Origin of the sequence: Phycicoccus avicenniae (genome assembly GCF_050496545.1) — a bacterium.
Lineage (GTDB): Bacteria > Actinomycetota > Actinomycetes > Actinomycetales > Dermatophilaceae > Phycicoccus > Phycicoccus avicenniae_A.
Genome location: NZ_JBNVZV010000012.1, coordinates 51,863 through 71,352, shown reverse-complemented (window position 1 = coordinate 71,352; position 19,490 = coordinate 51,863). Strand labels below are relative to the sequence as shown.

Sequence of the window (19,490 nt, the reverse complement as noted above, 5' to 3'; positions counted from 1 at the left end):
GCGGACACCGACGCGGTCTCCACCGAGGACCGGTCGCGCGCGTCACACCGCCCCTACACTGGCGCCACTGGGACCACACCCGCCACACACCCCGGGAGGACGCGCGTGCTCGGTATCCCCCGTGGGATGTCCGTCCTCTTCTCCCCCGACACCCGCCGACGGCTCGTGCTCGCCGTCCTGGGGTCGGTGCTGACGGCCCTGCTCGAGGTCGTGGGCGTGGCCAGCGTCGTCCCCCTCATGCAGCTGCTCACGGGCGCCGACCCGACCACCGGCCTGCTCGGCCGCTTCTCCGACCTGTTCGGGGACCCGCCCCCGGACCGGCTCGCCGCGATCATCGCGCTCGTCGTGTTCGTGGCGTTCGTCGCCAAGACCGCCGTGGGGCTGGCCTTCCGGTGGTGGATGGTCGGCTTCCTCGCGGTCCAGGAGGCCGACACCGCCCAGTCGCTGCTGCGCCGCTACCTCGCGGCGCCCTACCGCGTGCACCTCGCCCGCCACACCGCCGAGCTCAACCGGGTCATGGGCGAGTCGGTCGGACAGACCTACAGCCTCGTCGTCGCCGGCGCCATCTCGGTCGTCACCGAGCTCGTGTCCGTCCTGGCCCTCGCCGTCGTCCTGCTCGTGATGGACCCGCTGCCGGCGATCGCGGCGGTGCTGTACTTCGGGCTCGCCGGCCTCGTCTTCCAGCGACTCGTCAGCGCCCGCTCCGAGCGCGTCGGCACGGTCTTCCAGGAGGCCTCGCTCGAGATGTCGCTGACGTCGTGGGAGACGATCCAGGGCATCAAGGAGATCCGCGTCCGGCGGGCCTCGGAGGTCTTCCTGCGCCGGTACCGGGCCGCCCGCATGCGCTACGCGAGCGCCCGCCGCACCAGCAGCTTCCTCACCGACCTGCCCAAGAGCGTCCTCGAGCTGACCTTCATCGGCGGGGTCGCGGTGCTCGTCGCCGTGGCCTTCGCGCAGGGCAACTCCACGAGCACGCTCACGACGCTGTCGCTGTTCGTCGCCGCCGGCTTCCGGATGCTCCCGAGCCTCACGCGCATCATGGCCTCGCTGCAGATGGTGCGGATGGGGCGCCCCGGCGTCGCGCTCGTGCTGGCCGACCTCACCGACCCCGACCTGCCCGACGTCCCCGGCGACGACCCCTCGGTCACCGACCGGCTGACCCTCGGCCGCTCCCTCGAGGTGCGCGACGTCGTGCACCGGTACGCCGACAGCGAGGACAACGTCCTCGACGGCATCTCGCTCACCGTGCCGGCCGGCACCTCGGTGGCCCTCATCGGCACGAGCGGCGCCGGCAAGACGACCCTCGTCGACACCGTCCTGGGCCTGCACACGCCGGTCTCGGGCGCGGTCCTCGCCGACGGCCTCGACATCGCCGGCGACGTCGCGTCGTGGCAGCGCTCCATCGGGCTGGTCCCCCAGGACGTCTTCCTCGTCGACGCCTCGCTGCGGGCCAACATCGCGCTCGGTGAGCCGCCGGAGCTGGTCGACGAGGAACGCCTCGCCGCCGCCGTGCGCGACGCCCAGCTGGGGCCCCTCGTCGGCGACCTGCCGGACGGCCTGGACTCCCGCGTCGGCGAGCGCGGCTCGCGGCTCTCCGGCGGGCAGCGCCAGCGCGTCGGCATCGCGCGGGCGCTCTATCGCGAGCCCGTGCTGCTCGTCCTCGACGAGGCCACCTCGGCCCTCGACAACGAGACCGAGCGCCGCATCACCGAGACCGTCACCGCGCTCCACGGACGGATGACCGTGCTCGTCGTCGCGCACCGCCTCTCCACGGTCCGCCACTGCGACCAGGTCGTCTTCCTCGAGCGCGGCCGGGTCCAGGCGTCCGGCACCTTCGAGGAGGTCCGCGCCGCGAGCCCGGAGTTCGCGCACCTCGTCCGGCTCGGCTCGCTCGACCCCGTGCCCGCCGGGAGCGCCCGTGAGCAGTGACCGGCCGGCCGTCTCGGTCGTCGTCCCGCACCACGGCGACCCCGCCCCGACGCTCGCCACGGTCCACGCGCTGCTCCGGCAGGAGGGCGTCGACCTCGAGGTCGTCGTCGCCGACGACGCCTCGCCCGACCCGTTCCCCGCCGTCGACGGCGCGCGCGTCGTGCGGCGCGCGCGCAACGGCGGGTTCGGGGCCGCCGTCGGCTCCGGTGTCGAGGCGGCCACGCACCCGCTCCTGCTCGTCCTCAACAGCGACGTCGGCTTCGGCCCCACGTTCGTCGCCGACCTCGTCGCGGCGGCCCGGCCGTGGATGCCCGCCGTGGTCGGGCCGCTCGTCCTCGACGAGGACGGCACGCCGGCCCCGACGGCCCGGCACTTCCCGACGACCACGCACCAGACCGTCGAGTGGCTCACCCCGCTCGCCCGCTTCCGGGGGCACCGCGCGCTGCGCGAGGCGGTGGGGCACGACACCCGCGCCGTCCCCGGCGCGGTGCTGCCCGTCGACTGGGTGGTGGGCGCGGCGATGCTGCTGCCCACCGACGCCTTCCGGTCCGTCGGCGGGTTCGACGAGCGGTACTTCATGAACTCCGAGGAGGTCGACCTCCAGCGCCGCCTGCGCGCCGCCGGCGTGCCGTCGGTCTTCGTCGGTACCGTGCCGCTCACCCACGTCGGGGGCGGCTCGTCCGACCCGGCGCTGCGCCGCCGGTGGCTCGTCGAGTCCCGGATGGCGTATGCGGGGCGCTGGGGCGGGCGGCGCCGGCTGGTGGCCGCCCTGACCGCCGCCACCGCCGTCAACGCCGTGGTCAACACGGGCCGACGACTCGCCGGGCGCGATGTCGCGCCGCTGGCCGTCGCCCGCGAGGAGCTGCGCCTCGTCCGCGGAGGACGCTCGTGAGCAGCGTCTCCCGTCGGCTCGTCGAGGCGGCGCCGTCGGTGCGCTGGCACCTCGCGCGGGCCCGTTCGCCGCTCTACCGCCGCGCGTTCGCCGGCTTCGGCGCCGGCACCGTCGTCGTCCGCCCCCGCATCCTGCGCGGCGTCGACCGCATCACGCTGGGCGACGGATGCGCCGTGAACGACGGCGTGTGGCTGCAGGCAGAGGGCGCCGACGGCTCGATCCGGTTCGGGGACAGGGTGTACGTGGGCCACGACGTCCACGTGCACGCCATCGACCCGGTCCGGATCGGCAGTGATGTCGTCCTCGCCGACGGCGTGTTCGTCGCGTCCACCGACCACGGCCGCTCCGACCGCTCGGCCGTCCACGGCACCGGCCCGGTGACCATCGGCGACCACGTCTTCGTCGGCCAGCGCGCGGTCGTGCTCGGTGGCGTGACGGTCGGCGACGGCGCGACCGTCGGTGCCGGTGCCGTCGTCACCCGAGACGTTCCCGCCGGCGCGACCGTCGCCGGTGTCCCCGCCCGCGTCGTGGAGGCCACCCGATGACCGTCCTGCTCACCGGTGGTGCCGGATTCATCGGGCAGCACCTCGCCCGCCGCCTCGTCGCCGACGGACACGAGGTGCTCGCCCTCGACCTGCTCCACCCCCAGGTCCACGCCGACCCCGACGCCGCCGTCGCCGCGTTCCCCGGCCCGGTCGTCGTCGGCGACGTGGCGGACGCCGCCGCCTGGGACGGGATCCCGGAGGGCATCACGTCGGTCGTCCACCTCGCCGCCGAGACCGGCACCGGCCAGTCGATGTACGAGGTCGAGCGCTACCGCCGCGTCAACGTCGAGGGCACCCGGCTGGCCGCCGCCTTCGCCCGCTCGGCCGGTGCGGCGCTGGTCTCGATGAGCTCGCGCGCCGTCTACGGGGAGGGACGCTACGAGTGCGCCGAGCACGGCACCACCTTCGGTGAGCGATGCTGTGCCGCAGCCGAGCCCGCGCCGTCGAACGAGGACGACCCCCACCGGCCGGTGTCGGTGTACGGCGAGACGAAGTCGCTCGCCGAGGCCGCGGCGTCCGCGGAGTGCGGAACCGACGTACCGCTCACGGTCGTGCGCCCGCAGAACGTCATCGGCCCCGGCCAGGCCCTGCACAACCCGTACACCGGCGTGCTGGCGGCCTTCCTCGCGATGCTGCGCGAGGAGCGCCCGCTCACGGTCTACGGCGACGGCCACCAGACACGCGACTTCGTCCACGTCGCCGACCTCGCGGCGCTGCTCGCGTGGTCGGTCGGGAACCCGGCGGCGGCCGGCTCGCTGCGGGTCCTCAACTCCGGCACCGGTGCCCGCACCAGCCTCCTCGACCTCGCCGACGCCGCGATCGCCGGCAGCCCGCTGCCCTCGCCGGGCGTGACGCACCTCGAGGTGCACCGGGCGGGCGACATCGAGCACGCGTGCGCCGACCTGGCCCGGCTCCGCTCCGTCGGTGCGCCCGAGCCCACGTGGACCGCCCGCGACGCCATCGTCGACTTCATCCGCTGGTCCTGGGACAAGCCCGGGGCCGGGGCCGCCGCGTGGGACGTCGCCCTCGACGAGCTCGCGCGCCGCGGCCTGACGTCGTGACGGCACCCACCCGGGTGCTCGTCCTCAGCCCGGTGTTCCACGGGTACTGGCGCTCGCTCGAGCGGGCCCTGACCGGTCGTGGCCACGACGTCACGACGGTGACGTACGACGAGCACCGCGGCGCCGCGCGGGTGGCCGCGAAGGTCACCCACGACCTCCCCGAACGGCTGGGTGGGTCCGACGCCCGGCGGCGGACGGTCCTCGGGGCGCGCGCCCGCGCGGCCCTGGCCGCCTACGACCCGGACGTCCTGCTGGTCGTCAAGGGCGACGCCTTCGACAGCTCGTTCTGGGAGCTCGTCGACCAGCGCGGCGGCCGGCGCCTGCTCTGGCTCTACGACGAGCTGCGCCGCACCGGCCACACCGAGCTCTCGCTCGCGGCGGCCCGCACCGTCGCCTCCTACTCCCCCCTCGACGTCGAGGCCCTCGGCGGGCGCGGCCTGCGGGTGGCGCACGTCCCGCTGGCCCACGACCCCGACCTCCCGGTCCCGGGGCTGCGCCGCGCCGACGAGGTGGTCTTCGTCGGCGCCCGCTACCCCTCGCGCGAGTCGCTGCTCACCGGTCTGGCCGCGCGGGGCGTCCCCGTGCGCGCCTACGGCCGCGACTGGTCCGGCCACCCGGTCGACCGCGTGCGCACCTGGCGGCTGGCCACCCCGGCCGTCCCGCACGGCCGCGACCTCCCGCGGCCTCAGGCGTACTCCGTGATGGCCGGCGCGCGGGCCGCGCTCAACGTGCACGGCGACCAGGACGGCTTCACGATGCGCACCTTCGAGGCCTGCGGGGTCGGGGCGCTCCAGCTCGTCGACCGGGCCGACGTGGCGCAGTACTACGAGCCGGGCCGGGAGGTCGCCGTGTTCGACGGTCCCGACGAGGCCGCCGAGCTCGCCCACCGCGCCACCACCGATCGTCCCTGGGCGACCTCCCTGCGCGAGGCGGGACGGGCGCGCACCCTCGCCGAGCACACCTTCGCCCACCGGGCCGAGGCCCTGGAGGCGCTGTGGACGGACTGACCCACCCCCGCGACCTCGCCGCCTGGCACCGCGCGCAGCTGGCGCGCCAGCCACTGCGGCGCCGGCTCGGCACGATGGCCGGCGTCCTGCGCACCATCGCCCGCCCCACGACGCGGCCCGGCGCGGTCACGCTCACCCGCGGCGGGCCGGGGCCGGTGCGCCTGCTCGTCTGCCTCGAGTCGCGCTCCCCCGGCTCGGTGCTGGCGCTGCTCGGGCCGCTCCGGTCGCTGCCCGACCTGCGCGGCGTCGCGGTCGTCTCCCCCGAGCCGGTCTCCGACCTCCTGCCGCCCTGGCCCTGGCGGGAGTCCACGGCGGTGCTCCACGAGGACGTGCCGCGCCTCGCGGTCGAGGCGGAGGTCGTGCTGTCGACCGGCCACTACCTGCCCCTCGGCCGCGCCGCCCGTGACGCCGTCACCGACCCGGCGCGCTTCGTCACGGCGCAGCACGGCCTGCTGACCCCCGACGCACCGCCGCTGGCCGAGGGCACCACGCTGCTGGCGTGGAGCGCCGCCGACGCCGCGTTCTGGGCCTCGGGCCGCGACGACCTCGCCCCGCCGGTCGTCGTCGGGTCGCAGCTGCTGTGGGAAGCCGGCACGCCGCCCCTGGCCACACCCCGGCCCGGCGCCGCCCCGGTCTTCCTCGGCCAGCTGCACGGCGCCGAGCTGCCGCGTGAGCTGCTCGCCGCGGCGGCCGAGTCGTTCTGCCGCGAGACCGGCGCGACCTACCGCCCGCACCCCGCCGAGCGGGACCGCACGTCCCGGGCCGCGCACGCCCGGTTCGAGGCCGAGGGCATCACCATCGACCGCTCCGGCCGCCCGCTGCGCGAGCTCGGCGCCCCGGTCGCCGCGGTGTTCTCCACCGGCGTCCTCGAGGCCGCTGCGGCGGGCCTCCCGGCCTACGTCCACTGCCCGGACCCACCGCCGTGGCTGGTCGCGTTCTGGGACCGCTACGGCCTCGCCCGGTGGGGCGGTGCGCCCACGCCCTCCCCCGAACGGCCCGCCGTGGAGCCCTCCCGGGCTGCGGCCGACGCCATCTCGGGGATGATGACGCGGTGAGGATCCTCTGTGTCGTCCCCGCCCGTGGCGGGTCCAAGGGCGTCCCCCGCAAGAACCTCCGGGAGGTCGCCGGCCGGCCCCTCATCGCGTGGACGGTCGAGCAGGCCCTCGCCGCCCGCCCCGCGATGGACGTCGTCGTCTCCACCGACGACGACGAGATCGCCGCCGCGGCCGAGGCCGCCGGCGCCCTCGTGCCGTTCCGCCGGCCACCGGAGCTGGCGCGGGACGACACCCCCACCGAGCCCGTCGTCCGGCACGCCATCGAGCAGGCCCGGGCCGCCGACGCCGCCCCGGACGCCGTGATGCTCCTCCAGGCCACCTCGCCGGTCCGCCTGCCGGGCACCGTGTCCCGCGCCATCGCGCAGCTCGAGGCCAGCGGCGTCGACTCGCTCGTGGGCGTCGTCCCCCAGGCGCCGTTCATCTGGACCGACGGTCCCGAGCCGAGCGCCGCCTACGACGTGACCGCCCGCCCGCGCCGCCAGGACCTCACCCCGCAGACCCTGCGCTACCGCGAGACCGGATCGCTCTACCTCACCCGCACCTGGGTGTACGACGAGCTCGACAACCGGATCGGCGGGCGCACCGGCCTCTTCGTCATGGACGAGGTCGAGGGCGTCGACGTCGACACCGAGCTCGACCTCGCCGTCGCCGAGCAGCAGCTCCTCACCCTCCGACCCTCCACCCCCGGGGACCCCGCATGATCATCGAGCGCACCGTCACCCCCTTCGTCGTCTACGGCGAGGACCCGGTCCTGCGCGCCCTGGAGAAGATCACCGCCAACAAGGCGCGCATCGTCTTCTGCGTCACCGAGCACGGCCACCTCATCGGCTCGATCACCGACGGCGACGTCCGCCGGTGGATCGCCGGCCAGGACCAGGTCGACCTCTCCCGGCCGTGCCACGAGGCGGCGAACACCGGGGCCGTCAGCGCCCTCGCCACGGCCACCCCGGCCGAGGTCCGCCCGCTCTTCGGCGGTGCCGTCGACCACGTGCCGCTCGTCGACGAGCACGGCCACCTCGTCGCGGTCGCGGTCAACCGCAGCGACGCCTTCCGGGTCGGCCGGCGCGAGGTGGGCAAGGGGCAGCCGACCTTCGTCATCGCCGAGATCGGCATCAACCACAACGGGTCGGTCGACCTCGCGAAGCACCTCGTCGACCTCTCCGCCGACGCCGGTGCCGACGCCGTGAAGTTCCAGCTCCGCGACATGGGCGCGCTCTACCGCGGCGGCACCGGCAGCGAGGGCGAGGACCTCGGCCCGCAGTACACGCTCGACCTGCTCTCCCGCTTCAACCTCCCCGCGGAGCGGCTCTTCGAGGTCTTCGACCACGCGAAGGGCCTCGGGGTCGACGTCATGTGCACCCCGTTCGACCCGCGCAGCCTCGACGCGCTCGTCGAGTACGGCGTCCCCGCGCTGAAGATCGCCTCCGCGGACCTGACCAACCACACGCTGCTCCGGCACGCGGCGGCCTCCGGCACCCCGCTCGTCGTCTCCACCGGGATGTCCACCGAGGCCGAGATCCGCGAGAGCGTGGCCCTGCTGCGCTCCACGGGGACGCCGTACGCGCTGCTGCACTGCCAGTCGACGTACCCGGCGCCGTTCAAGGACGTCAACCTGCGCTACCTCACGCGCCTCGCCGAGCTCGGCGACTGCCCGGTCGGCTACTCCGGCCACGAGCGCGGCTACCACGTGCCCGTGGCGGCGGTCGCCCTCGGCGCGACCATCGTCGAGAAGCACGTCACGGTCGACAAGGCGATGGAGGGCAACGACCACAAGGTCTCGCTGCTCCCCGACGAGCTGCGGGCGATGGTCGAGCGGATCCGCGAGGTCGAGGAGGCCCTCGGCTCCACCGAGCCCCGCGTCGTCAGCACCGGCGAGATGATGAACCGCGTCAACCTCGCCAAGAGCCTCGTCGCCGCCCGCGACCTCGCCGCGGGCGAGACCATCGACCTCGCCGCCGTCGACGTCAAGAGCCCCGGCCGCGGCCTCCAGCCCAACGCCCTCGACGCCCTCGTCGGTCGCACCGCGATGCGCGCGATGGTGGCCGGCGACTTCTTCTACGCCTCCGACCTCGCCGACGCGGTGCCGACCGGCCGCCAGTACGCGTTCCGCCGCCCATGGGGGCTGCCGGTGCGCTACCACGACGTCGCCTCGCTCACCGCCGACTGCACGCCGGACTTCCTCGAGTTCCACTTCTCCTACAAGGACCTCGAGATCGACCCGCACACCGCGGTCCCCCGGCCACTGCCGATGGGCTACGCCTGCCACGCCCCCGACCTCTTCGCCGGCGACTTCATCCTCAACCTCGCGAGCGATAACGACGCCCACTGGGACCGGTCCGTCGAGGAGCTGCAGCGGGTCATCGACATCACCCGCTCGATGCGCGACCGCTTCGAGCAGGAGGCCGACCCCGTCGTCATCTCGAGCGTCGGCGGCTTCACGAGCGACCGGCACGTCTCCCCCGACGAGATCCCCGACATGTACGCCCGCGTGGCTGCCGGCCTCGACCGGGTGGACGACTCCGGGGTGCGCCTCGCCTGCCAGACCCTGCCGCCGTTCCCGTGGTACATGGGCGGCCAGCTCTACTGCAACCTGTTCGTCCGGCCCTCCGACACAGCCGAGTTCGCGCAGAAGTACGACCGACGACTCTGCCTCGACGTGTCACACTCCAAGCTCGCCGCGACCTTCCTCGGCATCCCGTTCTCCGAGGCGGTCGACCTCCTCGCACCGCACGCCGACCACCTCCACCTCGTCGACGCCGTCGGGGTCGACGGCGAGGGCGTGCAGGTCGGGGACGGCGAGGTCGACTGGGCGGTCCTGGCCGAGCAGCTCGACGTCCACTCCCCCGGCGTCTCGTTCATCCCCGAGATCTGGCAGGGCCACGTCAACCACGGTGAGGGCTTCTGGGTCGCGCTCGAGCGGCTGGAGCAGTGGCTCTGACGGTACCGCCGCTCGCCCTCTGGGTCGTCCCCGTGGCCGAGCTCGGCGGGGTGGCGAGGCACGTGCTCGACACCGTCCTCGTCGGGGTCCCCGGGTACCGGCTCGTCGTCCAGTGCCCACCCGGCCCGCTCGCCGACCGGCTGCGTGAGATCGGGGCGGCCGTGACGACCGCACCCGTCGGGCCGGAGCACGGTGTGCGGGAGTCGGTCTCGGCCGTGCGCCACGCCGTGCGCTCGCTCGCACCCGCGGTCGTCCACTCGCACCTGGCGTGGGCGGACGTCGTGGTCGCGGCGGCCACCGTGGGGCACCCCGCGGCCGTCGTGTCGACCGAGCACGGCATCGCCGGCGACGACCTCGTCTACCACGGCACGGTCTGGCGCTCCCGGCTCCGCGAGGGTCTGCACACGGTCCGGCTGCGGCGCGCCGACGCGGTCGTCGCGGTGTCGGAGGCGACGGCCCGGACCCTGCGCGCCAAGTGGCACCCGGGACGCGGCACGTCGGTGCACGTCGTCCCCAACGGCGTGGACCCGCTCCCCGGTGCGGCACGGCGCGGCCCCGGCCTGCACGTCGTCTCGGTCGCGCGGCTGGCCCCCGAGAAGCGCCTCGACGACCTGGTGCGGGCGTTCGCCCTCCTCCACGAGCGGCACCCCGACGCCCGGCTGACGCTCGCCGGCACCGGCCCCGAGGAGGGGTCGCTGCGTGCCCTCGTCGGGCGCCTCGGCCTCGCCGGGGTGGTCGACCTCCCGGGCCATGTCGATGCCCCCGCCCTGCTCGACCGCGCGGACGTCCTCGTCCAGCTCTCGGTGTGGGAGAACTGTTCCTACTCGCTCCTCGACGCGCTCGTCCACGGCGTCGGTGCCGTCGCCACCCCCGTCGGCGGAAACCCCGAGATCCTCCCGCCGGACGCGCTCGTCGCCGCGGACGACCCGGCGGCGGTGGCCGACGCCGTCGAGCGCCAGGCCCTCGACCCCTTCACCCGTCCCCGGCTCCCCGACGCCTGGCCCACCCGCGCCGAGATGACCGCCCGGATCGCCGAGGTCTACGACTCCGTCACCGGGAGCCTGCGGTGACCGGCGTCGTCCTCGCCGCCAACAACGGCGAGGTCGGGGGCGGCGAGGTGATGCTCCTCGCCACCGCCGAGGTGCTGCGCGAGCTCGGCGTCGACGCCGAGGTCGTCGGGCCCGACGCCGAGGGCGGCGTCCTCGACCACGCCGAGGCGGCGGGCTTCCCCGTGCACCGGCTCGCCGCCGACCGCCGCCGGTACGCGCACGAGCTGCGCGAGTGGCACCGCGGTCGCGACGACGCGCTGACGTGGTGCCACGGCCTCGTGCCCTCGCTCGCCACGGCGGGCCGGCGCCACCGCGTCGTCCACCTCCACCAGCTGCCGAGCCGCACCCACCGGGCCGCACTGCTCGCGGCCCGCAGCGGCGCCACGGCGACCCTCGCCCCGTCCCGCTGGCTCGCCGCGCGGGTGTCCGGCGCGGCCGTGCTCCCGAACTGGACGGCCGACCCGTCCGCGATCCGTGAGGTCCGCGTGCGCCGCCCGGCCGACGGCCCGCCCCGGCTGGGCTTCCTCGGACGGCACACCGTCGACAAGGGCCTCGTCGTCCTCGCCGAGGCCCTCGCCGCCGTCCCGGAGGCCGACCGCCCGCACCTCGTGCTCGCCGGCGAGCCGCGCTTCACCGACGACGCCACCGCACGCCGCGTCACCGAGGCCCTCGAGCCGCTCGGCGCCGGCGTCGAGCGGCTCGGATGGGTCGAGCCGGCCACCCTGTTCGCCGCCGTCGACGGGCTCGTCGTGCCCTCGGTCGCCCCCGAGGCCTTCGGGCTAGCGGGCGCCGAGGCGATGGCCGCCGGCGTCCCCGTCCTGGTCACCGACGCCGGCGCCCTCCCCGAGCTCGTCGGCCCGGAGCACCCGTGGGTCTGCCCGGCCGGTGACGCCGACGCCCTGCGCGACACCGTCGCCGCCTGGGCCCGAGCCACGTGGGACGAGCTCACGGCGGTCGCCGCCGCCCAGCGCACCCGCTGGGAGCTGGAGTACTCCCCGCACGCCGGCCGCGAGCGCATCGCGACCCTCCTCCGCGACCTCCACGTCCGTCCGGCCTGATCACGCGCCGTCTGCGAGGATGGCGCCGACCCGCCACCGGACCGGAAGGCCCTGCCCCCCATGCCCACCGCGCTCATCACCGGCATCACCGGCCAGGACGGGCTCTACCTCTCCGAGCTGCTCCTGTCGAAGGGCTACGAGGTCCACGGCATCGTCCGCGGGCAGAACAACCCCAAGCGCGAGCTGGTCCGCCGCACCGTCCCCGACGTGCACCTGCACACCGGCGACCTGACCGACCTCTCCAGCCTCATCCGCGCGATGGCCACGGCCCAGCCCGACGAGGTCTACAACCTCGGAGCGGTGTCGTTCGTCGCGTACTCGTGGGAGAACGCCCGCGTCACCACCGACGTCACGGGCAACGGCGTCCTCAACGTCCTCGAGGCCGTCCGCCTCTACTGCGGCGACGACCTCTCCCGGGTGCGCTACTACCAGGCCTCCAGCTCGGAGATGTTCGGCAAGGTCCAGGAGGTCCCGCAGCGCGAGTCGACCCTCCTCTGGCCGCGGTCGCCGTACGGCGTGGCCAAGGTCTTCGGCCACTACATGACCATCAACTACCGCGAGTCCTACGGGATGCACGCCAGCTCCGGCATCCTCTTCAACCACGAGTCGCCCCGTCGCGGACCGGAGTTCGTCACCCGCAAGGTGTCGATGGCCGTCGCCCGCATCGCCGAGGGCCGCCAGGACAAGATCGTGATGGGCAACCTCGACGCGCAGCGCGACTGGGGCTTCGCCGGTGACTACGTCGAGGGCATGTGGCGGATGCTCCAGCAGCCCGAGGCCGACGACTACGTGCTCGCCACGGGCGAGACGCACTCCATCCGCGACCTCCTCGACGTCGCGTTCGCCCACGTCGGCATCGAGGACTGGTCCGGGCTCGTCGAGCAGGACCCCCGCTTCATGCGCCCGGCCGAGGTCGACCTGCTCGTCGGCGACGCGAGCAAGGCCCGCGACCGCCTCGGCTGGTCGCCGACGGTCGGTTTCGAGGACCTCGTGCGGATGATGGTCGAGCACGACCTCGCGCTGCTGCGCGCCGAGCGGTGAGCACCGCCCTCGTCACGGGGGCCACCGGCCAGGACGGCGGCTACCTCGTCGAGCGCCTGCTGGCCGAGGGCCACGAGGTGCACGGCCTGGTCCGCCGCGAGGACCTCGGCGGGAGGCTCCCCGACGGCCTCGTCGTCCACGAGCTCGACCTCGGCGCGCCCGACGACGACCTCGCCGGCCTCGTCGAGCACGTCGCGCCCCACGAGCTCTACAACCTCGGCGGCGTCAGCTCGGTCGCCCGGTCGTGGGCCGAGCCGGTCCTCACCGCGCGGGTCAGCGGCACCGCCGCGCTCGTCCTGCTCGAGGCCGCCCGCCGCGTCGGCGAGAGGCGCGGCCGCGAGGTCCGCTTCCTCCAGGCCGCGAGCGCCGAGATCTTCGGCGAGCCGCCCACGGCCCCCCAGGACGAGGACACCCCGGTCCGTCCGGTCAGCCCGTACGGCGCGGCCAAGGCCCTGGCCCACCACGCCGTCGGCATCGCCCGCTCGCGCGGCCAGTACGCCACCTCGGTGGTCCTCTACAACCACGAGTCGCCCCGCCGCCCGACGACGTTCGTCACCCGCAAGATCACGAGCACCGTCGCCGCGATCGCGGCCGGCCGCGCCGACCGCCTCGTCCTCGGCAACCTCGACGCCCGCCGCGACTGGGGCTGGGCGCCGGACTACGTCGACGCGATGGTCCGGGCCGTGCGCCACGACACCCCCGACGACTACGTGGTCGCCACCGGCGAGGCGCACACCGTCCGCGACTTCGTCGCCGCCGCCTTCGCCCGGGCCGGCATCGAGGACTGGGAGCCGCTCGTCGAGGTCGACCCCGCCCTGCTGCGCCCGGCCGACCCGAGCCTGCTCGTCGGCGACGCCACGCGCGCCCGGACCCGGCTCGGCTGGGCCCCGACGACGACCTTCGAGGGCCTCGTCGCCGCGATGGTCGACGCGGAGCGCTTCGAGAACTGAGGCCGCGCGGATTCCGTCCTGCCGCGACCCCGGCCGTTCGGACGATGCGACGGCGCACCGAACGGACCGCCACCGGAGGCGAACGGATACCACCCGGTAGCTGCGCTTTACGTTCCCTTTACCTTCCTCGGATGCTGGATCCGTGGCTCACACCCTGTCGGACGGACGCACCGTCGCCATCGCCCACGACTACCTCACCCAGCGTGGCGGCGCCGAGCGCGTCGTCCTGTCGCTGGCCAAGGCCTTCCCCGGCGCGCCGGTGCACACGACCCTCCACGAACCCGACGCCACCTACCCCGAGGTCGGCGCGCTCGACGTGCGGGCCTCCTCCTTCAACCGGATCGGGCCGGTCCGCCGCTCCTACCGCAGCGCGCTGCCGCTCCTGCCGTTCGCCGCCTCGTCGGTGCGCCCGACCGAGGACGTCGTCGTCGCCTCCACCTCCGGCTGGGCGCACGGCTTCCGCGCCGAGGGCGACGTCGTGGCCTACTGCCACGCCCCCGCCCGCTGGCTCTACCAGAGCGAGAACTACCTCGGCGGCCCGATGCACCGCTCCCCCAAGGGGATGGCGCTGGCGCTGCTCAAGCCCTCGCTGCTGGCCTGGGACCGCCGCGCCGCGCAGCGCCCCGCCGCCTACCTGTGCAACTCCCGCGTCGTGCGCGAGCGGATCGCCGAGGCCTACGGCATCGACGCGCTCGTCGTGCCGCCGCCGCACGCGATGGACTTCGAGGCCCCGCGCGAGAGCGTCCCCGTGCTCGAGGACTGGGCCGGCGAGGGCTACCTGCTCGTCGTCTCGCGCCTGCTGCCCTACAAGAACGTCGACGTCCTGGTCGAGGCCGTCCGCGGCACCGACGAGCGGCTCGTCGTGGTCGGCACCGGCCCGGAGAAGGCGCGGCTGCAGGCCATCGCCCCGCCGAACGTCCGCATGGTGGAGGGGCTCAGCGAGGCCCAGCTGCGCTGGGTCTACGCCCAGGCCCGCCTGCTGCTCGCGCCGAGCCTCGAGGACTACGGCCTGACCCCGCTCGAGGCCGCCGCGTTCGGTGTCCCCACCGTCTCGCTCGGCGAGGGCGGCTACCTCGACACCGTCGTCGACGGCCTGACCGGGATGTACGTCGAGGGCCCGACGGCCGGCGCCTTCCGCGCCGGTATCGCCGAGGCCGGCCGGCGCTCGTGGGACACCGAGGTCGTCCTCAAGCACGCCGACGAGTTCGGCGAGGCCCGGTTCGGCGAGCGGATGCGCGACGTCGTCACCGCCCTGCGGCCCGGCTCCCGCCGCCAGGTTCCGGCCCGGGTCCCGGCACCGACGCGGGCGCCCGCCCTGCCCTGGTCCTCACCCGTCGCCGCCCGGCTCGCGGACTGAGCATGGCCCTCGTCTCCCCCGTGCGGGTCGCCCCCCGCACCGGTACCCGCACCGCGTCCCACGGCCTCGTCGCCCCCGCCGCGGTCGTCGTCGACCTCGCCGGCATCGCGCTCGTCATCGTGCTCGCCGCGCTCGGCCGGATGCACCTGCCGCTCTTCGGCGGTGGCGGCGACGTGCAGGACCTGGTCGCCGTCGCGGCCCTCCCCCTGGCGATCGGCTGGGTGCTCCTCGTGGCCGCGCACGGTGGCTACTCCGGCCACCAGTTCGGCGCCGGCTCGACGGAGTACAAGATCATCGTGCGCGCCACCCTCGTCGGGGCCGGCGCCATCGGGGTCGTCTCCTACCTCGCCAAGCTCGAGTTCTCGCGCGGGTTCTTCTTCCTGCTCATCAGCCTCGGCGTCCCGGTGCTCGTCCTCGGGCGCCACCTGCTGCGCCGGGCCGTGCACGCCGGCCGCCGCCGCGGTCACCTGACCCACCGCGTGGTCGTCTCCGGCTCCCCGGACCAGGTCGACGAGGTCGCCGACGTCCTGCGCCGCGAGCCGTGGCTGGGCTACGAGGTCGTGGGGGCGCTGCTCCCCTCGCCGGGCGCGGGCATCACCCCCGGAGGCGTCCCCGTCCTCGGCACGACCGAGCGCACCGCCGCCGTCGTCGAGTCCGAGGGCTGCGACATCGTCCTCTTCGCCGGCGGGGCCGTCGGCTCCGGCCGCGAGATGCGCCGCGCCGCCTGGGACCTCGAGGACTCCGACGTCCAGATCATGCTCGTGCCGAGCCTCACCGACGTCGCCACCGACCGCGTCCGGGTCCGCCCGGCCGCCGGCCTGCACCTCATGGAGCTCGACCGCCCGCGCGCCCACCGCGCCAGCCGGTTCTCCAAGCGCGCCTTCGACGTCGTCGGGGCCTCGCTCGGGCTGCTGCTCGCCGGCCCGCTCCTGCTCGTCACCGCGTGGGCCATCCGGCGCCACGACGGCGGCCCGGTCCTGTTCCGCCAGCAGCGCGTCGGCCTCGGCGGAGCCTTCTTCTCCTGCTTCAAGTTCCGCTCGATGGTGGTCGACGCCGACCGGATGACCGCCCAGGTCGCGGACACCAACAAGCACGGCGCGGACCACGTCCTCTTCAAGGCCGAGCACGACCCTCGCATCACGCCGCCCGGCCGGTTCATCCGCCGCTTCTCCCTCGACGAGATGCCGCAGTTCCTCAACGTCCTGCGCGGCGAGATGAGCCTCGTCGGCCCGCGTCCGCCGCTGCCCTCGGAGGTCGAGCGGTACACGGACGAGGTCCGCACCCGGCTCGCGGTGCGTCCCGGCATGACCGGCCTCTGGCAGGTCTCCGGCCGCTCCGACCTCTCCTGGGAGGACTCGGTCCGCCTCGACCTCTACTACGTCGACAACTGGTCGCTGGTCCAGGACCTGACGATCCTCTGGCGCACGGTGTCGGCCGTCCTCACCGGCCGCGGCGCCTACTGACGAGAGGCGCCCCGGGCCCGGCTCAGCCGGCGCTCTTGCGGGCCGCGGTCCGCCGCGGCTTCGCCGCGGTCTTCGTGGCCACCGGCACACCCGGCCCGGCCGGGACCACGGGCTCGACCACCGCACCGTCGTCCTCCGGGGCCCCCTGCGCGTAGGCCTGGCGCGAGCTGTAGTCCGACGCGTACGTGCTGTAGCCGTACCCGCCGTACACGACGCCGCCGACCTTGCGCAGCGGCGCGAGGTTGAGGACGACCCCGAGCACGCGGCCACCGACCTGGGACATCATCCGGGCCGCGAGGCGGGACTGCTCCTTGTGCGTGCGTCCCACGGCGAAGACCAGCAGCGTGCCGTCGCAGAAGCCGGCGAGCACGCCGGCGTCGGTGACGGGCAGCAGCGGCGGGGCGTCGAGGACCACGACGTGGTCCTCGGAGAGCCGGGCGACGAGCTCGTGCATCCGCGCCGACCCGAGCAGCTCGCTGGGGTTCGGCGGTGTCCGCCCGGAGGTGATGAGCCGGACGTTGTCCTGGTCGGTCTCGAGGAGGACGTCCTCGACCGGCACCTGACCGGTGAGGACGTGCGAGAGGCCCACGGTCCCGACGACGTCGAAGACCTTGGTGAGGGTCGGGCGGCGCAGGTCGGCGTCGATGATGACGACCTTCTGGCCGGAGGCGCCGAGCACCCGGGCGAGCGTGGCGGCGACCGTGGACTTGCCCTCGCCGGCGTTTGCGCTCGTGACGACGATGCTGCGTGCGGGGTCGTCGACGCCGACGAAGCGCAGGTTGGTGCGGATCTGACGGAAGGACTCGGCTGCGACCCCGAGCTCGCCGACCCGGCCGCGGCCGCGCACGGCCCCGAGCTCCTTGGTCTGCGGGACGACCCCGAGCACGCTCGCGCCGGTCAGCTCCTCGACGTCGGCGACGGTGCGCAGCCGGGTGTCGAGCTGGCGGCGCAGGAAGACCATCCCGTAGCCGACGCCCAGCCCCACCACGAGCCCGACCAGGCCGTTGCGCCGCGGGTTCGGCGCGATCTTCCCGCCCGGCAGGGCCGACTCGATGGGCACGATCGAGACGATCGGCTTCGCGGACGGGTCGGCCGCGACCTCGATGGCGTTGGCCTCGGCGGCCGTCGCGGTGATCACGGCGTCGGCGAGTCGGCGGGACTCCTCGGGCGTCGGGCCGGTGGCGGTGACCTTGAGGACCACCGAGTTGGCCGCGACGCTCGCACCGACCCGGCCGGCGACCTCGGCCGGCGTGGCCTCGATGCCGGTGGCGGCGATGGCCCGCTCGGCGACCGCGCGGCTCGTGACGAGCGGCAGGTAGGAGTCGGCCTTGGAGCCGCCGAGCGAGTTCGCGGCCAGGCTGTCCCCGGTGCTGGTCTGGGTGCCGGCCACGCGCACGTAGCCGCTGGCGTCGGCGAGATAGACCTCCGGCATGCGCAGCGTCAGCCCGTAGGCCACCGCTCCCCCGACCAGCGTGAGGAACACGAGGCTGAGGAGGTGGGCCCGCGTGAGGCGGACGAAGTCGAGCAGGGTCACGAACGAGTCCTCCGGGATCGCCGCCCGCAGGGTGGGCGGATCGCTCCCTCGATGCTACCGGCGGACCCCGCGTCGCGCCGGTCGTCCGCAGGGGGCGCGCCCTAGAGTTGTCGCGTGCCCGACGCCCCCGACGTGCCCACCTCCGTCCGGGTCGCGCTGGCCCACGCGGCGGTGCAGCGGCTCGCCGACGAGGCGGGCGCCGACGTCCTCCACATCAAGGGACCCGCCGTCGCGCCCGGGCTGCGCCCGTGGAAGAGCAGCGGCAGCGACGTCGACGTCCTCGTCCGACCCGCGCACGTCGAGGCGCTGATGGCCGTGCTGGCCGACCACGGGTGGCGCAGCGAGACCACGTTCGAGTCCGGCTCGGCCTTCGACCACGCCGCGAACCTCTTCCACCCCGGGTGGGGGATGCTCGACGTCCACCGGCTCTACCCCGGGATGGAGGCCGACCCCGCCGGCGCCTTCGCGGTGCTCTGGGACCGACGCGGCAGCACCGACATCGCCCACGTCCCCTGCGTGGTGCCCGACCCGCTGGCCCAGTCGCTGGTCCTCCTGCTGCACGCCGCCCGGACGCCGACGGGCGGGGTGCACCCCGACATCGGGCCGAACTGGACCCAGCGTGCCGAGGCGGAGCGCGCGGCCATCCGCGACCTCGCCGCGCGCACCGGTGCCACGGTCGGTCTCGCCGCGGCCACGGGCGACCTCGCGGCGCACGCCGGCACGCCGGAGGCCGCCCTCTGGGAGGTCTTCACCGGGGACGGCGACCGCCTCGACGAGTGGCGGGCCCGCTGGCGCGCGGCCCGCGGACCACGGGCCAAGGCGTCGGTGGCGGTGCGCTCGCTCGGCGTCAACCGGTACTACCTCGAGCAGAAGCTCGGGCACCCACCGTCCCGACGTGAGGTGGCCGTCGAGGGGGTGCGCCGGTTCGCGCAGCTCGGTGGCGCGCTCGGGCGACGCGCGGCGGGGGTGGTCCGGCGGTGAGCCGCGTGGTCGTGGCCGCCGACGTCGCCTGGGTCGAGGCCGAGGACGTCGTGTACGCCGCCCGCCTCCCCGACGGGCCGCCGCTGGTGCTCGAGGGGCCCGGCGCGGTCGTGTGGCACGCCCTGCTGCCGGGAGGGACGGTCGACGAGGTGGCCGAGCGGGTCGCGCAGCGGGTCGGCGTGTCAGCCGAGGCGGTCCTCCTCGACGTCGCCGGCTTCCTCGACGGCCTGCTCCGGGCGGGCGTCGCGGCGCAGGAGTGAGCCCAGCCCGGCACCGATGAATGCGCCGGCGCCGTTGCACAGCACGTCGAGCACGCTCGGCTCGCGGTCCAGGAGGAACTGCACCAGCTCCACGCCGGCGCTGGCCAGGACGAGGACACCCGCGACATGGAGCGGCCGACGCCGGAGGAGCAGGACACCCAGCGCGGCGACGGGCACGAAGACCACGACGTTGAGCGCGTTCGCCCAGACCTCGGGAGTCACCCAGGTCGGCACGCCGCGGTGGAGGAAGAAGAGGTAGATGTCCAGGAGGGCCCGCTGGACGACGTCGCCCTGCGGCCAGAGCAGCAGCAGCGCGAGCAGCGCCGTGAGCACCACCGCGAGGACGGTGCCGGCCCGTCGGAGCACGTGC

Annotated in this window: 18 protein-coding genes; 16 read left to right on the top strand and 2 right to left on the bottom strand. The window is 75.1% G+C overall.

The genetic code is table 11. The annotated features are described in order from the left end of the window. Positions 1–126: 126 nt before the first annotated feature. From ACQZ2A_RS11770 to ACQZ2A_RS11705, 14 genes are all read left to right on the top strand, one after another. On the top strand, positions 127–1,929 hold the full coding sequence (locus tag ACQZ2A_RS11770; RefSeq protein WP_430211105.1) for an ABC transporter ATP-binding protein: 1,803 nt from the start codon (positions 127–129) through the stop codon (positions 1,927–1,929). Next, a complete protein-coding gene (locus ACQZ2A_RS11765; RefSeq protein WP_430211102.1) occupies positions 1,919–2,821 on the top strand; it encodes a glycosyltransferase family 2 protein in 903 nt (300 codons plus the stop codon). The genes ACQZ2A_RS11770 and ACQZ2A_RS11765 overlap by 11 nt, the downstream gene beginning before the upstream one ends. Next, positions 2,818–3,366 (top strand): acyltransferase, encoded by a 549-nt coding sequence (locus tag ACQZ2A_RS11760; RefSeq protein WP_430211100.1) that lies wholly within the window; start codon positions 2,818–2,820, stop codon positions 3,364–3,366. Before ACQZ2A_RS11765 ends, ACQZ2A_RS11760 begins: the two co-directional genes overlap by 4 nt. Next, on the top strand, positions 3,363–4,427 hold the full coding sequence (locus ACQZ2A_RS11755; RefSeq protein ID WP_430211097.1) for an NAD-dependent epimerase/dehydratase family protein: 1,065 nt from the start codon (positions 3,363–3,365) through the stop codon (positions 4,425–4,427). The genes ACQZ2A_RS11760 and ACQZ2A_RS11755 overlap by 4 nt, the downstream gene beginning before the upstream one ends. After that, positions 4,424–5,434 carry a CgeB family protein gene (locus ACQZ2A_RS11750; RefSeq protein WP_430211095.1) on the top strand — a complete coding sequence of 337 codons (1,011 nt, stop codon included), beginning with the start codon at positions 4,424–4,426 and terminating at the stop codon, positions 5,432–5,434. Before ACQZ2A_RS11755 ends, ACQZ2A_RS11750 begins: the two co-directional genes overlap by 4 nt. Beyond that, entirely contained in the window at positions 5,422–6,489 is a 1,068-nt protein-coding gene (locus tag ACQZ2A_RS11745; protein WP_430211093.1) for an RNA-binding protein, read from the top strand. The genes ACQZ2A_RS11750 and ACQZ2A_RS11745 overlap by 13 nt, the downstream gene beginning before the upstream one ends. Next, positions 6,486–7,190 (top strand): cytidylyltransferase domain-containing protein, encoded by a 705-nt coding sequence (locus tag ACQZ2A_RS11740; RefSeq protein WP_430211091.1) that lies wholly within the window; start codon positions 6,486–6,488, stop codon positions 7,188–7,190. Before ACQZ2A_RS11745 ends, ACQZ2A_RS11740 begins: the two co-directional genes overlap by 4 nt. Next, a complete protein-coding gene (locus ACQZ2A_RS11735; protein WP_430211088.1) occupies positions 7,187–9,427 on the top strand; it encodes an N-acetylneuraminate synthase family protein in 2,241 nt (746 codons plus the stop codon). Before ACQZ2A_RS11740 ends, ACQZ2A_RS11735 begins: the two co-directional genes overlap by 4 nt. Continuing rightward, positions 9,418–10,497, top strand: coding sequence for a glycosyltransferase family 4 protein (locus ACQZ2A_RS11730; protein ID WP_430211086.1), 1,080 nt, complete (start codon positions 9,418–9,420; stop codon positions 10,495–10,497). The genes ACQZ2A_RS11735 and ACQZ2A_RS11730 overlap by 10 nt, the downstream gene beginning before the upstream one ends. After that, positions 10,494–11,534: a glycosyltransferase family 4 protein gene (locus ACQZ2A_RS11725; protein WP_430211083.1), complete on the top strand. Its 1,041-nt coding sequence runs from the start codon at positions 10,494–10,496 to the stop codon at positions 11,532–11,534. The genes ACQZ2A_RS11730 and ACQZ2A_RS11725 overlap by 4 nt, the downstream gene beginning before the upstream one ends. Positions 11,535–11,594: 60 nt before the next feature. After that, positions 11,595–12,575, top strand: a complete 981-nt coding sequence (gene gmd, locus ACQZ2A_RS11720; protein WP_430211080.1) for a GDP-mannose 4,6-dehydratase — start codon at positions 11,595–11,597, stop codon at positions 12,573–12,575. Beyond that, a complete protein-coding gene (locus ACQZ2A_RS11715; protein WP_430211078.1) occupies positions 12,572–13,525 on the top strand; it encodes a GDP-mannose 4,6-dehydratase in 954 nt (317 codons plus the stop codon). Before gmd ends, ACQZ2A_RS11715 begins: the two co-directional genes overlap by 4 nt. A gap of 142 nt (positions 13,526–13,667) precedes the next feature. After that, positions 13,668–14,882 carry a glycosyltransferase gene (locus ACQZ2A_RS11710; RefSeq protein ID WP_430211075.1) on the top strand — a complete coding sequence of 405 codons (1,215 nt, stop codon included), beginning with the start codon at positions 13,668–13,670 and terminating at the stop codon, positions 14,880–14,882. A 2-nt stretch (positions 14,883–14,884) separates the two neighbouring features. Then, a complete protein-coding gene (locus tag ACQZ2A_RS11705; RefSeq protein WP_430211073.1) occupies positions 14,885–16,345 on the top strand; it encodes a sugar transferase in 1,461 nt (486 codons plus the stop codon). A 22-nt stretch (positions 16,346–16,367) separates the two neighbouring features. Here ACQZ2A_RS11705 and ACQZ2A_RS11700 read toward each other — a convergent pair whose 3' ends face one another. Then, positions 16,368–17,879 carry a polysaccharide biosynthesis tyrosine autokinase gene (locus ACQZ2A_RS11700; protein ID WP_430211070.1) on the bottom strand — a complete coding sequence of 504 codons (1,512 nt, stop codon included), beginning with the start codon at positions 17,877–17,879 and terminating at the stop codon, positions 16,368–16,370. 114 nt (positions 17,880–17,993) lie between these two features. On the opposite strand from ACQZ2A_RS11700, the gene ACQZ2A_RS11695 reads away from it, so the two are divergent. Further along, positions 17,994–18,860, top strand: a complete 867-nt coding sequence (locus ACQZ2A_RS11695; RefSeq protein ID WP_430211067.1) for a nucleotidyltransferase family protein — start codon at positions 17,994–17,996, stop codon at positions 18,858–18,860. Beyond that, the gene (locus tag ACQZ2A_RS11690) at positions 18,857–19,120 is read left to right on the top strand and encodes a PqqD family protein (RefSeq protein ID WP_430211065.1); all 264 of its coding nucleotides are present in this window, start codon (positions 18,857–18,859) and stop codon (positions 19,118–19,120) included. Before ACQZ2A_RS11695 ends, ACQZ2A_RS11690 begins: the two co-directional genes overlap by 4 nt. On the opposite strand, the gene ACQZ2A_RS11685 is transcribed toward ACQZ2A_RS11690, so the two are convergent. After that, complete coding sequence (locus ACQZ2A_RS11685) at positions 19,043–19,486, bottom strand: VanZ family protein (RefSeq protein ID WP_430211064.1); 444 nt, start codon at positions 19,484–19,486, stop codon at positions 19,043–19,045. The genes ACQZ2A_RS11690 and ACQZ2A_RS11685 overlap by 78 nt on opposite strands. Positions 19,487–19,490: the final 4 nt, after the last annotated feature.

Excerpts from the sequence above, each read along its gene's own strand:
- ACQZ2A_RS11770 (WP_430211105.1), top strand. The coding sequence starts at position 127 with ATGTCCGTCCTCTTCTCCCCCGACACCCGCCGACGGCTCGTGCTCGCC.
- ACQZ2A_RS11755 (WP_430211097.1), top strand. The coding sequence starts at position 3,363 with ATGACCGTCCTGCTCACCGGTGGTGCCGGATTCATCGGGCAGCACCTC.
- ACQZ2A_RS11735 (WP_430211088.1), top strand. The coding sequence starts at position 7,187 with ATGATCATCGAGCGCACCGTCACCCCCTTCGTCGTCTACGGCGAGGAC.
- gmd (WP_430211080.1), top strand. The coding sequence starts at position 11,595 with ATGCCCACCGCGCTCATCACCGGCATCACCGGCCAGGACGGGCTCTAC.
- ACQZ2A_RS11705 (WP_430211073.1), top strand. The coding sequence starts at position 14,885 with ATGGCCCTCGTCTCCCCCGTGCGGGTCGCCCCCCGCACCGGTACCCGC.